At 56.3% G+C, this 14,490-nt stretch carries 8 protein-coding genes; all 8 read left to right on the top strand.

The genetic code is table 11. The features are described from left to right. Window positions 1-119 precede the first annotated feature (119 nt). The 8 genes from RB_RS03535 to RB_RS03570 all read left to right on the top strand — a co-directional run bounded on the left by RB_RS03535 (window position 120) and on the right by RB_RS03570 (window position 14,485). Complete coding sequence (locus tag RB_RS03535) at window positions 120-2,708, top strand: BatA domain-containing protein (protein ID WP_164921453.1); 2,589 nt, start codon at window positions 120-122, stop codon at window positions 2,706-2,708. Continuing rightward, window positions 2,705-5,560: a vWA domain-containing protein gene (locus tag RB_RS03540; RefSeq protein ID WP_011118534.1), complete on the top strand. Its 2,856-nt coding sequence runs from the start codon at window positions 2,705-2,707 to the stop codon at window positions 5,558-5,560. The genes RB_RS03535 and RB_RS03540 overlap by 4 nt, the downstream gene beginning before the upstream one ends. A gap of 505 nt (window positions 5,561-6,065) precedes the next feature. Then, window positions 6,066-6,278 carry a hypothetical protein gene (locus RB_RS03545; protein ID WP_164921249.1) on the top strand — a complete coding sequence of 71 codons (213 nt, stop codon included), beginning with the start codon at window positions 6,066-6,068 and terminating at the stop codon, window positions 6,276-6,278. A 133-nt stretch (window positions 6,279-6,411) separates the two neighbouring features. After that, window positions 6,412-7,416: an NAD-dependent epimerase/dehydratase family protein gene (locus RB_RS03550; protein ID WP_011118537.1), complete on the top strand. Its 1,005-nt coding sequence runs from the start codon at window positions 6,412-6,414 to the stop codon at window positions 7,414-7,416. Further along, window positions 7,413-9,821 (top strand): serine/threonine-protein kinase, encoded by a 2,409-nt coding sequence (locus tag RB_RS03555; protein WP_007337392.1) that lies wholly within the window; start codon window positions 7,413-7,415, stop codon window positions 9,819-9,821. Before RB_RS03550 ends, RB_RS03555 begins: the two co-directional genes overlap by 4 nt. Window positions 9,822-9,984: 163 nt before the next feature. Then, window positions 9,985-10,992 (top strand): hypothetical protein, encoded by a 1,008-nt coding sequence (locus RB_RS03560; protein WP_164921454.1) that lies wholly within the window; start codon window positions 9,985-9,987, stop codon window positions 10,990-10,992. 31 nt (window positions 10,993-11,023) lie between these two features. Further along, window positions 11,024-12,859, top strand: a complete 1,836-nt coding sequence (locus RB_RS03565; RefSeq protein ID WP_011118540.1) for a hypothetical protein — start codon at window positions 11,024-11,026, stop codon at window positions 12,857-12,859. A 255-nt stretch (window positions 12,860-13,114) separates the two neighbouring features. Then, window positions 13,115-14,485 carry a Na(+)-translocating NADH-quinone reductase subunit A gene (locus RB_RS03570; protein WP_164921455.1) on the top strand — a complete coding sequence of 457 codons (1,371 nt, stop codon included), beginning with the start codon at window positions 13,115-13,117 and terminating at the stop codon, window positions 14,483-14,485. The last annotated feature ends 5 nt before the right edge of the window (window positions 14,486-14,490 follow it).

The following is a 14,490-nucleotide window of genomic DNA, read 5'->3' on the forward strand; positions in this document are numbered from 1 at the left end:
TCGAAAACAATTTGATCACTGGCCTAGGCTTCCCGCCGGTGGAATCGAAATTACAGGCGGGAAGCCGTTGCCACGCTCGTTTCCATTCCTCTGAGTCCAACCTTTAAAGCACCAACGTCTTGTTCCTTTATCCCGCCCTATCGATTGGTTTCGCGTTCGTCGCGGTGCCGCTCTTGGTCCACTTGATCAACTTGCTTCGGCATCGCCGAACCAAGTGGGCGGCGATGGAATTTTTGCTTGCCAGTTATCGCAAGCAACGTCGTTGGATCGTTCTGCGACAACTGTTGTTGTTGCTGTCGCGTTTGGCTGTCGCGGCACTGCTGATCGCCTTGTTGGCCGGATTGGTTGGCGGACGCGAATGGATCGGGGCACTGGGAGGTCAGACGTCGCATCATGTGATCATTCTCGACGACAGCTACTCGATGCAGCAAATCGTTTCGCGTCGAGGTGCTGAAGAAGGCGGGGTGGACGCTGATGCAACCGGCGTCGTCGGAAACACCGCATACGACCGAGCGTTGGCGTCGGTGTCTGGGTTGGTCAAACGTTTGGCCGCCGATGGTGACAATCACACGTTGACAGTGATGCGTGCCAGTCGAGCCGCGATGGTATCGGCCGGCGAGAATGCATCTGCTGACGTGGCAGCTGACCTATCCGCACAGACGATTTCACCCGATGGAAGACAAGTCGATCGTTTGATGGCGACTCGAGCCTCTTCGCTGCGAACCGATTTGGTTCCCGCGATAGATTTGGCATCGGACTTGATCGCCGCCACGACCGCGGACACGCAAACGCTGTATGTCGTCAGTGATTTTTCCCAACGAGATTGGGCTGCACCCCGGCGCATGGCGGAGGCTCTGGAATCAGTCGATCAAGCGGGCGCAAAGATCCGCATGATCGACTGCGTTGAAAACCGAACCGGCAACACCACTCGCAACTTGGCAATCACGGATTTGAGTCCGACGCCCGATGTTTGGGTCGCAGGCGTTCCCGTGGTCGTCAACGTCACGGTGAAGAACTATTCACCTCGTGAAGCGACAAACGTGGCATTGTCCGCCAGCGTCATCACGTACGGCGATCAAGTCAAAACGGCGGACCCGACGGTTACGGTCAGTGGCGAAATTCAAAATTTGCCAGTGATTTTGATCGACTCGATTCCCGGCGGTCAGCAGCTGACCAAGTCGTTTCAGATCTTTGTCAATCAAGTTGGAACGCACGTCGTCAAAGTCGATTTGCCAGCTGATGCGTTGGAGATTGATAATTCACGAGTTTGCACAATTCCGTTGGTCGACGCTCAGCGAGTTTTGGTCATCGATGGTGGTGACTCAGACGAGATTGGCGCTTACCACGTCGCCTCAGTATTGGATCCCGGCAGCCAGGTTCGGATCGGTGCGATTCCGGAGGTTCAGCCTGTCACGATGTTGCGTGATGTGACGACGGAGCAGTTGTCGCGATACCGAGCGGTTTATTTGATCGATGTTCCCGAGCTTTCGAAGCGTGCGGTCGATGCTCTGAAGCAATACGTGAGTGATGGGGGTGGATTGGCGTGGTTCTTGGGCGACGACGTCGATGCTGACAACTACAACAACATGGTCGGCGGCAAAGCCGGTGGGCTTTTACCGTTTGACATCGCCCCGACCTTGGATCTCGGTGGCGAGGCCGGAGAATCGCCCAAGTTGGTGCTCGGCAAGAACGCTGATTTGCTGGGCCCGATCGCTTCGGCAGGCAACGGCATTTTTGGATTGGTCAGTATTCGTCGGCAATGGGTGCCCGCGGTGTCTCCCGCCGAAGAACTCCGCGAAGAGTTGACGGGTGACGAAGCGGAAGTCGAGCTGACTCAGTCAAACGTTCAGACACTGTTGGCTCGAGCCGATGAAACCCCGGTCGCGACACTGCACGGGATGGGGCAGGGCCGAGTGGTGACGGTCACGACAGGACTGGATGGCAATTGGAACAACTGGCCGGGCGATCCAACGTTTGTGGTGTTCTTGCTGCAAAGCAACGCGATGTTGTTCAGCGGTTCGGCTCCACCGACCAGTCGAGTGGTCGATTCGGTTGCTGAAATTGATGTGCCTAGTGAAAGCTATCTGCCGACGGTTGTGTTGTTGCCGCCCGCCAATGAACCGCCTCGGTTGGAAATCGAGTTGGAAGCCGAATCCAGTGAATCGACGATCAAGGTTTCGCCGCGCGAATTGATCGTCGCGGACCAAGCTGGTTTGGATGAGTTGCTGATGCCCGGCACGATCGAGTGGCAGCGTACCGGAACGGATGGGCAAACCAGCGTGATGCCGGTGGCGTCTGTGTTGAACGTCGGCGAGTCGGATTTGGCTCGGGTCACCAGCGCCGAAGTGATTCGAGACTTGTTGCCTTTGGATGTCGAGTTTCTTTCGCCGGGCGACTGGGGAGGTTCGGGTGTTGGCGGCGGGATGTCAACTTTCCTGCTGATTTTGCTGATACTGCTGGTGTTGATGTTGGCAATCGAGCAAGCCCTCGCGGCTTGGGCTTCGTATCACGTTCGGCCAACGAGCGACGGTGCTATCGGAAGTCGAAGGAATCGCGGACGACGAACCAGTTCGGCATCGGAGTTGCCTCGTCCGGCGCCGCGAGGGCGTTCTCGAAAGCGGACGGTTGGAACATCCACTCATAGCGGAAATGGATCTGGCGACGCAGCGTCCAGTGCGAATTCATCCACGGCGGGAGCATCGCGATGAACCCTTCAGAACAAGTAGTCTACGAATTCGCGAGAGCGACCAGCCTGGACGGATGGTGGGTCTGGGCCGCCGTGGTTTTGGGTTTGGCCGTCGCTTATTTAACATGCATTTTCTATTACAAGCGAGATGTTGGCGAGCTTCGTCGCCCGGTGCGATGGACGCTGATCGGTTTGCGTTTGGTTGCCATCACAGCTCTCGTGTTCTTGTTCTTTGATTTGGTTCGGCGTACCGAGCGGCGGGTGACGCGGCCGAGCGAAGTCATCGTGATGGTTGATACCAGTCAAAGCATGTCGCTGCCGTCCGGTGATTCGATTGAGGCTCCATCGCGAGTCGAGCGAGCACGAGAATTGGTCGCTGATTCGGAGCTGGTTCAATCGTTCGCGAAAGAGCATCGGACGAGTGTCTATCTGTTCGATCAGGCGACCGAGCCTCGTTTGGTGCAAACCAAATTCGACCAAGAGGACACATCCGCCAACAAGCAATCCTTGAACGAAGAGGCATTTGCTGAACCGGTCAGTCCGTTCGTTTTGTTCGGCGGTTTTTGTTTGGTCATTTCCGCGATCGCGTCGTTGGTCGCTTTCTCGATGGGGATCTTCGGCATCGGCCAGTCAAAGAAATCCGGCAGGCGATTGACCAAAGCAACCAGTGCCGAGACGCCCGGATCGGCTTCCGCGATCGGTTGGTCTCTGTTGGCCGCCGCGATCACGCTGGTCATCGGCATCGTTTCGATTGGCGGGGTTTATGCCGTGCACACCGACCGTTCACTGGCTCAGCTTTTCGGTAGGGAATCCACCGCTGAATCGCAACCGGAAGAGATGGATTCGAAATCAAACGAGACCGGCGATGGCGCGGAGGAGGAATCCAATTCCCCGACGATGAAGGCCGTCGATTGGGACGAAGTCATTGTCGCCGGGGGTGCTCAAAGCCGGATTGGTGACGCGTTGCGATCAGTCTTGGTAGACCACGATCCAACAACACTCGCAGGCGTGATCGTGATCACGGATGGTCAGAATAACGGTGGTGCGACGCTTTCGTCGGCACTGGCATTGGCACGCCGTGGTGAAGTGGCGGTTTATCCTGTTGGTTTGGGAAGCAGCCAGCCACCGACCAACATCCGTGTGGTTGATTTGGAAGTCCCACGCCGTGTTTATCCGGGAGACAAATTTGTTGTTGCTTCTGTGTTGCAGGCAACCGGAACATCGCCTTTGGAGGTGGATGTCGAATTGGTCGATGCATTGGACACAGGCGATGAAGGAGCCGCGGCCGATGCGGAAGGCAATCCGACGGACGCAGCGACTAGCTTGCCCGGCGGCGTGGTTTTGGAAACTCAACGAGTCAAGCTGGAGCCCGATGCGACGCTCACCGACATTCGGTTTGAAGTTGAACCTCAAACGGTCGGCCGGCGACGATTGGCCGTCCGTGTCGTGGCTCCCGTCGAGGATCGCAATGCCACCGACAACATGCAGACGGCTCGCTACGAAGTGGTCGCTCGAAAGCTGCGTGTGTTGGCCATCGCCGGAGGACCGACCCGCGAATATCGCTTCGTTCGAAACTTGCTGTTCCGAGACGAATCGGTGCAACTCGACGTGTGGCTGCAGACCGGTATTCAGGGAATGAGCCAAGACGCGGACGAGTTGCTGGCTCGGTTCCCAGAGACCGCGGAAGAGTTGTTTGAATACGACGCGGTGGTGATGTTCGATCCTGATTGGTCAGCGATCGATTCGGCATCGCTTGACTTGATGGATCGCTTCATGACTCAGCAAGCCGGTGGTTTGGTGTTGGTGGCTGGTCCGGTTTTCCATCCGAAGATCTCGGGAGATCGTGCCGATCCGCGATCCAGTCAGATCGCTGCGTTCTTTCCAGTGAATCTGGCGACGAGAGGACCTTTGCTGGGCGGTGGACGCCAGGGTGGGTCGGAAGCATGGCCATTGAAGTTCACGCCGGAAGCTTCTCAAGCAGAGTTCCTTTGGGTGGGTGATACTCCGGAGGACAGTTTTGAAGTCTGGCAAGAATTTGGCGGATTCTACGATTACGTTGGCGTCAAAAGTGCGAAGCCCGGTGCGAAGGTTTACGCGTATTTCTCGGACCCAACCACGGAAGTCAGCGGCAGTCTGCCGATCTTCATGGCGAGCCAGTTCTACGGTGCGGGGCGCGTCTTCTTTCAAGGCAGTGGCGAAGTGTGGCGATTGCGTGCCGGTGGCGATCGATACTTCGACAGCTATTACACCAAATTGATTCGTTGGGTCAGCGAAGGTCGACTTCTGCGAGACAGCAATCGTGGCGTGCTGTTGGTTGATTCGGACCGAGCCATGGTGGGGCAAAACATCGCGTTGCGGGCGGTTTTGGTCGATGACCAATTTCAACCGCTGACGGAGCCTTCGGTAACTGCGAAGTTGTTGGCGCCCGATGGAAAAATTAAAGACCTCAAGCTCACCCCCGCGGCGGACTCGCCTCGTGGTGGGACTTACACGGGCAACTTTGTTGTCACCAAAAGTGGCGGCTATGAAATTCAACTCGCGGTGGGCGACGCACTCGACGAACAGTTGCTTCGCCAAAGTGTGCAAGTTCGATTGCCCACCAGCGAACTCGAACGACCTCGTCGGGCCGATGATGAATTGTCGAACTTGGCTTCGACGACTCGCGGTGAATACGTTCCCGTCGACGAGTCGACTTCGATGAGCGAAGTGAAAGCCAAGTTGGCCGAAGCGATCGTTCCGCAGTCTCAGGTCACGTTGCTGGCCGGCACGCCGGATTCCGCGTTTACGCTGCGGCGGAATGCGGTGCTGATGTGGCTGATCGCATCCGTGCTGACTTTCGAATGGGTGACACGTCGTTTGCATCGCTTGGCTTAGCCGTTGATTCGGTCATTCAGAGGCGAACAGTTGTCCTCAACCGTTTCGTGTCGAGGTGAATTCGTCGAGCAGCCTGACGCGATCGCGAGTGAAGTTGCGAAAGGGATGGCTTGGCGTTGGAGACTGGCCTGACGGAACAATGGAGACAATTGTTCTACTCTGGTGGGTCGACGGACTTGGAAGTCCATCGTACGGGGCGTGAGATCTGGAGTGACCGTTCCGCTTGTGTGAGCCGATCGGCGTTAGCCGCGGTTGCCGCTCGCAGCGTTTCCGGCTACCGAGCAGCCTGATGCGATCGCGAGTGAAGTTGGCGAGGGGGATGGCTTGGTGTTGGAGACTGGCCTGACGGAACAATGGAGACAATTGTTCTATTCTGGTGGGTCGACGGACTTGGAAGTCCATCGTACGGGGCGTGAGATCCGGGGTGACGGTTCCGCCTGTGTGAGCCGATCGGCGTTAGCCGCGGTTGCCGCTCGCAACGCTTCCGGCCACCGAGCAGCCTAACGTGATCGCATGTGAAGTTGGCGAAGGGGATGGCTTGGTGTTGGAGATTGGCCTGACGGAAGAATGGAGACAATCGTTCTGCTCTGGTGGGTCGACGGACTTGGAAGTCCATCGTACGGGGCGTGAGATCTGGGGTGACGGTTCCGCCTGTATGAGCCGATCGGCGTTGGCCGCGGTTTCCGCTCGCAATGCTTCCGGCTACCGAGCAGCCTGACGCGATCGCGAGTGAAGTTGGCGAAGGGGATGGCTTGGTGTTGGAGATTGGCCTGACGGAACAATGGAGACAATTGTTCGACTCTGAGGCTTCGTTCGTCACGCGTCGCGGGGAAGGCATCAAAAAGCTATGATTGGCGGGTGAGTTTCTCTTCTCTTTGATCAGCAACATGACGCAGTCGCAACGAAAAATCTTGATCACCGGCGGTGCCGGTAACGTGGGCGGATCGCTGGCGTGCCGTTTGGCCCAGTCGCCTGACAACGAAGTCGTCGTGGTGGACAATTTGGTCACCGGCGATCGATCTAAATTGCCACCCGCGTCCGCCGAGAACGTTCGGTTCATCAAGGCCGATGTGAACCGGATGGACGATTTGTCGCCGATCATGACGGCAACGCGGTTTGATGCGGTCTTTCACTATGCGGCGTTGGTTGGAGTACAGCGTACGCTGGCCAATCCCGTTGCGGTGTTGGAAGACATCAATGGGATTCGAAACGTGTTGTCGCTTTCGAAGAACACCGGCGTCGGTCGAGTTTTCTATGCCAGCAGCAGCGAGGTGTATGGCGAACCGGTGGAAATGCCTCAGCACGAACAAACAACGCCGCTGAATTCGCGATTGCCTTATGCGATCATTAAGAACTTGGGCGAGTCTTACTTTCGGTCGTATCACCAAGAGTTTGGATTGCAGTTCAACGTTTTCCGTTTCTTCAACACATACGGGCCAAAGCAAACCACCGACTTCGTCGTTCCAAAGTTCATCGCCGCGGCGCTGGCGGGTGAGGACATCCCGGTCTATGGCGACGGAATGCAGACGCGAACGTTTTGCTTTGTTGATGACAACCTCGACACGACGACTCGAGTGTTGGATGATCCGAGTTGGGCTTGCGAAACGATCAACATCGGCAGCGACATTGAAATGACGATTAAATCGCTGGCGGAAACGGTGATCGAAATGACGGGCAGTTCGTCCAAGGTGGTGCATTTACCGCCGCTACCCGAAGGCGACATGACACGACGTTGTCCAGATATCACTAAGATGAAAAAGATTCTGGGCCGCGAACTCACGCCGCTGCGTGACGGTCTAGAAAAGCTGATCGACGCCGCGAAAAATCGTACTTCTTCTCAGGTCACAAACGGGTGAACATGCCGCCACCGTCTCCCGATTCGGAACCACCTCGTCAACCCGAGGCTTCGCGGGAGCCGATGACCGAGTCGCAAACGATCGGTGGTCAGGCGGCCGCGCGTCGTTTGTCGTTGGGTGCGACGATGCCGCCCGCGGAAGTTCCCGGTGTCCGCCTGCAGCGTTTTCTGGGATCGGGCGCGTTTGGGCAGGTTTGGGTCGGTCGTGACATCAACACCGGTCGCGGCGTGGCGGTGAAGTTCTATTTGCACCGTGGTGGTGTGAACTGGTCTTTGCTTTCTCGTGAAGTGAAGAACTTGGTTCAGTTGTCAGCTGACCGACACGTGGTGCAAGTGCTCGAGGTCGGCTGGGATGCCGATCCGCCTTACTACGTGATGGAATTGATCGAAGGTGGTTCACTGGAGGACATGTTGGTCAAGCGTGGACGGTTGCCTGTCGCGGAAGCGGTCGACTTGTTCCGTAAAATCTTGATCGGCCTGAATCATTGTCACGGTAAAGGTGTCCTGCACTGCGACATCAAACCCGCCAACATACTTTTGGCTGCGGACAACGAACCTCGCTTGGCTGATTTTGGCCAAAGCCGAATGTCGCACGATCAGACGCCGGCGATGGGAACGCTGTTTTACATGGCTCCTGAGCAAGCCGATTTCCAATCGTCGCCCGATGCGCGGTGGGATGTTTACGCGGCGGGAGCGATCTTGTTTCGAATGTTGGCGGGGTCGGCACCGCATCGTGATCAGGCGTTGTTGTCGCAATTGGATACGGCGGGATCGCTGCCGGGCCGGTTGGCTCGGTATCGCGAAGCAATCGCTTTGGCGCCCCCGGCGTCCGAGCAATTGTCGCGACGTGACATTGATCGATCATTGCGAAAGATCATGCAGCGTTGCTTGGAAGTTGATCCTGAATCTCGGTACAGCAACGTTCAGCAGATCTTGGATGATTTGACCGTCCGCGACAAAACGCGTTCGCGGCGGCCATTGATGTTGTTGGGAATTGTTGGCCCGCTTTTGCTGTTGTTGGCGACCTGCTTCTTTGGTGCTCGCAGCATTGATTTAGCGACTCGGACGGCGACTCGCGAATTGCGGACCGAGGCGTTTGGAAGCAACCAATTCGCGGCCCGGTTGGCCGCCCAGACGCTCGAAACCGAGATACAACGCTACTTCGACTTGGTGCACGAAGAGGCCCAACGGGAAACGTTTGAAACGTTGCTGGCTGATTTGATTCAAGGCGAAACGTCCAAGCCTGTTTTGGACCGCATCGCGTCTTCTTCGACGCCGGTCGATGCGCTTGTTCGTGAAGACGCTCTCGCCGCCCGGGACATCTTGTTGGAACATCCGGCGCAGTTGCGGCTGGATGAGTACTTGTCGGAGCGATTGGCTCAATATCGCCAGCCTTCCGAACCGGGCAAGCCTCGTCAGCGATTGGCGACGATGTTCGTGACCGATGGTGCGGGAACGATCATGACGATCGTTTACGGGAAATCGGTTCCGAGGGCTCAAAACAGCGTGGGTCGAAACTTTGCGTACCGAACTTATTTCACCGGACGCAAAGATGATTACCCATCGACGATTCCGATGGATTCGGTGTCGCCGCTTCGCCACACCCACTTGAGTTCAGCGTTTCAAAGTACGGCGACCAAAATGTGGAAGGTCGCAATCAGCACTCCACTTTGGTTAGAAGAAAGCGGTGTGATCGTCAGTGGTCGTCGCGAGACACCCGACCGAGATCCGGACGCGGTCTTTGTCGCGACCATCAATCTCGGTGATTTTCAATTGTTGCAGCGTTCGCGTTCTGGCAATGAATCGGACGCGGCCAATCCCAGTCAAGTGGCGGTGTTGGTGGAGGCTCGCGAAGGTGATCTTCGCGGGACCGTGTTGCAGCATCCGCTCATGGATCAGTTGCGAGAAGAAGGCCAGACCGTTTCGGACAAGAGCTATCAAGTCGACGGGGCGACGATGGACCGGTTGCTCGAAGGTGGTGATGTTGGATATCGCGACCCGATGGCCCTCGCATCGGAGGGGAACGGTTTTGGTGGTGAGTGGATCGCGGCAATGGAACCGGTCACTCTGCCACGGCCAACCAAGGCCGCTGGTGCGGCGGAGGTTGCGGACGATCATGGCGAAGATGTCGTATCGGGTGGGCAGTTGCCGTTGTCTTCGGTCGAGCAAACCGATTTGCTTGTGTTGGTCCAGTATCGGCTCTCAGAAGTGCTCGGTCCGGTCGCGGAGCTTCGTCGTTCCCTGTTGTTCGAAGGTGCGTTTGCGATTGTATCTATTCTCGTCATGACATTGTTTCTTTGGTGGGTTGTGAGACGTGTGACAACCCAAGATGAGCGACGCGCGGCCAAGGAATCTCAGGCTCCGCCACCGCCGCAAGAACGCATCGAGACGATGACGTTGGGATAACCTCCCAGTAATCAAAAAATTGGGGAATCTCAAAACTGGGGCTGGATTGCACCATGGTTTTGGCAGGTGGCAGAGGACGGGTTACACTGTTGATCCCTCCTCGTTGATTCCACGAAGTGATTCAACGACTCCCACCTGAACAGCCTTTCTTGGCAACTCGCCGATGAAGAACAGCCCACCTGAAACCGCTGCAGAAGAGAAACTTCGGTCCGCTCAGCACGAGGCCAGCGAAGACGCCGTCGAGGGGGCCGCGAACGATTTTGGATTGGTGATGATCCTTCGCCTATCAGCGTTTCTGTGTTTCGCCGGTTGGGCTTGGGTGCATTACTATTGGGAAGCTCCTTACGGGGTGCTGCTTTGGCAGGACGCGACGTATGAGTTCGCCGAATGGTTGGGTGTGAGCTGGGACGAGTTTGTGGGCACGGGAGCGGACGATGGTTGGCTGCAGACTTGGCTGTCGCGAATCACGTGGTTGTATGTTGGTTGCACCATTTTGACCCTGACCGTTCGGCGTCAATCCAAATTCCAAATGATCGCCTTGGTCGGCGGTTGCGGATTGTTGACCGTTTTGAGTTATGCGAAATACGTCGGTGCCCAGCGACAGTTGCCGATGTTTGTGGAGCACGGCGGTCAAATGTTAGCTCCGGTTTTGTTGGTGTTGGCGCTGAAGTTTGGTGCCCGCCATCGAGTGACGATGGTTGCGGCGATGGTTGCAATGATCATGACATTTGCTGGCCATGGTTGTTATGCGATTGGATGGTGGCCAACCCCGTCGACTTTTTACGGAATGATTTCGGTTTCGCTGGGCGTCGAATATGAAACCGCGAACACGATGTTGCGAACCGCCGGCGTGTTGGATTTCGCGGTCTGTTTTGCGATCTTCGTTCCGGCACTAAGGATTTGGGCGGCCGGGTACGCGACCGTTTGGGGATTCTTGACGGCCGCCGCTCGACCCGTCGCGGGCATGTCGATGAGTCTAAACTACTGGGGCGCGGACCAATTCCTCCACGAGGCGGTGTTGCGTGCGCCGCACTTTCTGATTCCTCTGTATTTGGTCGTTCTGTGGCACGGGCAAAAATCTGCCGCGCCTGCCGAATCGGCTGAGCCATCGAAACAACCCGCCACGACATCCGCGGATCACGCGGCGTTGGCGATCGAATTCACCTCATGAAAAACAACTTGTTGCCCCTTTAGGAACCGTCATGAAGTTATTGAAACCTTTGGCGTTGTGCTGCTTGGCACTGCTCGTCACTGCCGAATCCGTGTCCGCGCAACCCGGAGGACGTCGGCGAGCGGATTTGAGCATTCCCGATGTCGCGAAAAAGGACGTCATTTGCTTTGCTCTGTACACGGTTCATGACAAAACGTTGAAGCTGACCGCGCAGCTGTATCCGCTATCGGGCAGCGATGCCAAGGTCGCGCGACTGGAAATCGAAAAGGACGGTCAGTGGACAGAGGTCGCTAAGTCGGATGTGATCGAAGCGGGATGGACAGTGCCATTTCGAGTCGAAAACTGGGACGATTCCAAGACCGTCAAGTATCGCGTCGCGCACGGTACCGAAGCGTTTTATGAAGGGACCATTCGCAAGAATCCGATCGACAAAGATGAGATTGTCGTTGCAGGGTTCACCGGCAACTCGATTCAGCCCGCTCACGGAGGTGACATTTCGCGTCAGGATTTGATCGACAACGTTAACAAAGTCGACGCGGATGTGTTGTTCTTTTCGGGGGATCAAGTCTACGACCACAATCGTCACTATGCCGCTTGGTTGAAGTTTGGCCGTGACTTTGGCGACATCATCAAGGATCGCCCGACGGTTTGCCTGCCCGACGATCACGATGTCGGCCAGCCCAATCTGTGGGGCGAAAGCGGAAAGATCTCGACGCTCAGCGGTGCCGCTGACGGTGGCTATTCGCAACCGGGCGTTTACGTTCAAGAAGTCGAGCGAGCGCAAACCAGCCATCTGCCTGATCCGGTGGACCCGCACAAAATCGGACAAGGCATCGGCGTCTACTTCACCAATTTGAACTGGGGAAACATTGACTTCGCGATTCTAGAAGATCGCAAGTTCAAGACCGGCCCGGCTGGTCGCGTGCCAAAGCAGGGGCCTCGTCCCGACCATATCCGCAACCCGGACTACGATCCTGCCAGTGTCGATGTCGATGGCGCGGTTCTGTTGGGCGAGCGACAATTGGACTTCATCGAAGATTGGGCCAAGGATTGGAGCGATGCTGATATGAAGGTCGCTTTGTCGCAAACGATTTTCTGCGGTGGGGCTCACATCCATGGAGCGGCCAACGGTCGTTTGCACGCTGACATGGACTCCAATGGTTGGCCGCAAACCGGACGCAACCGAGCCCTCGCTGCACTTCGGAAAGCATTCGCGTTTCACTACGCCGGTGACCAACACTTGGCGACGATCTTTCATCACGGGATCGATGAATACCGTGATTCAATTTGGTCGTTCTGTGTGCCTTCGATTGCCAACTTGTATCTGCGTTGGTGGGAACCGGTTGAACCAGGTGAAAACCGCGAGCCGGGGGCTCCTGAATACACCGGCGACTCGTTGGATGGTTTTGCCAACAAAGTCACCAACTACGCCGCGGCCAATCCGGAGAAGAAACCCGCTGGCAATTTGTTGAACACCCGTGCCGCTGGATTTGGCATCGTTCGGCTCAACACCAAGACTCGTGACATCACGATGGAATGTTGGCCGCGAAATGTGGATGTGACCGATCCTTCGGCGAAGCAATATCCCGGTTGGCCGCTGACGATTTCGCAGTTTGACAACTACAACCCACCTTCGTGGGGACAGCTCGGTGAAATGACCTTCGACGTGGAAGATCCCGTTGTTCAATTGGTCGACTCATCGACAGGCGAGGTTCTCTATACAGTCCGTGTAGCGGGATCGAAGTTCACGCCAGGGGCTCCGAAGGGAAAAGCGTTCGTCGTGAAAGCTGGAAAGGACGCACCTGAAACGGTCGTTGCCAAGGCTGCAAAAGTGGGCGGCGAACCGGTCGAAGTCAAGCTTCACTGAGCCCCCGCCCACGACCATTTGTGCGCTCAATCATGCCCGCAAAGTCTGCCCCATTTGCTGGGGCGGACATGGTCGAACCAGGTGGCAGATTTCCGATCACGAACGGTGATGATCTGCCGTTGTCAATCTTCTAACGCTATGCAATAGTGTCCACTTGCTTGGCCCGCGACATTTTTTCCGGCCTTTTCTTTCGGAAAAACGCTGCGGGCTTTGGCTCGAACCGACTTTGTTACAAATTTCACAAAGTGCCCATTCATGGCAACGACTCAAAGCGTGACCCGGATCAAAAAGGGTCTCGATCTGCCCATCACGGGATGCCCCGAACAGCACATGGAAGCTGGCCCGGCGATTCGCCAAGTGGCTCTGTTGGGCGACGACTACATCGGAATGAAGCCAACGATGTTGGTCTCTGCCGGCGACCGAGTCGTCTTGGGACAACCAGTTTTCGAAGACAAGAAAACGCCCGGCGTGATCTACACCGCTCCCGCATCCGGCACAGTTGTCGATGTGGTTCGTGGTGCCAAACGCAAGTTCGAAGCGGTTGTGATCGACGTCGACAATGATTCGACCGAGACAACCACCATCGACGGAATCGCGGGATCGGATCCGATCTCAATCGCTCGCGAAAAACTGGTTGACGGATTGGTCCAAATTGGACTGTGGTCAGCGTTTCGGACTCGACCGTTTGGCAAGGTGCCGACGATCGAATCGAGGCCTCATTCGATCTTTGTCACCGCGATTGATACCAATCCTTTGGCAGCGGATCCCGCTGTTGTTTTGGCGGATCGAAAAGATCAATTCGTGATCGGCCTTCAAGCGTTGACTCGTTTGACCGACGGTGCCGTTCATCTGTGCCAAGCCGAGAAGGCATCGATTCCTGGCGGCGACGTGGCGGGGGTTCAGTCGGCATCTTTCGCCGGACCTCACCCTGCCGGATTGCCAGGAACGCACATTCACCACTTGGATCCCGTCAGTCTTAACAAAACAGTTTGGTACATCGGTTACCAAGACGTGATCGCCATCGGTTCTTTCTTGCAGACCGGCCAACTCGACACTCGACGAGTGATTTCGTTGGCGGGCCCGAAAGTCAACCAACCTCGTTTGATCGAGACTCGTCTGGGTGCATGCATCGATGAGTTGATTGACGGCGAAGTCGATACCTCGGTCAAGTTGCGTGTGATCTCCGGATCGGTTCTCAACGGACACATCGCGACGGCCCCTCATCAGTTCCTGGGACGCTACGACAATCAAGTGTCGGTCATCGAAGAAGGCGACCACCGCGAATTTTTGGGTTGGCAGAAACCGGGCTTCGATAAGTTCTCCGTCAGCCGCATTTTTGCATCGGCGATGACACCGGATCGCAAGTTCGATTTCACATCGTCGACCGGCGGCAGTGAACGAGCGATGGTTCCACTGGGCACCTACGAAAAGGTGATGCCGATGGACATTTTGGCAACACAATTGTTGCGAGCTTTGATTGTTCGCGACACCGATTCGGCTCAGCAGCTCGGCGTGCTGGAGCTGGAAGAAGAAGACTTGGCCCTGTGCACGTTCGTGTGCCCCGGTAAATACGAATATGGATCCTTGATCCGAGAAAACCTGACAACCATTGAGCGTGAAGGTTAAGGAAT

This window comes from Rhodopirellula baltica SH 1 (assembly GCF_000196115.1).
Taxonomy (GTDB): domain Bacteria; phylum Planctomycetota; class Planctomycetia; order Pirellulales; family Pirellulaceae; genus Rhodopirellula; species Rhodopirellula baltica.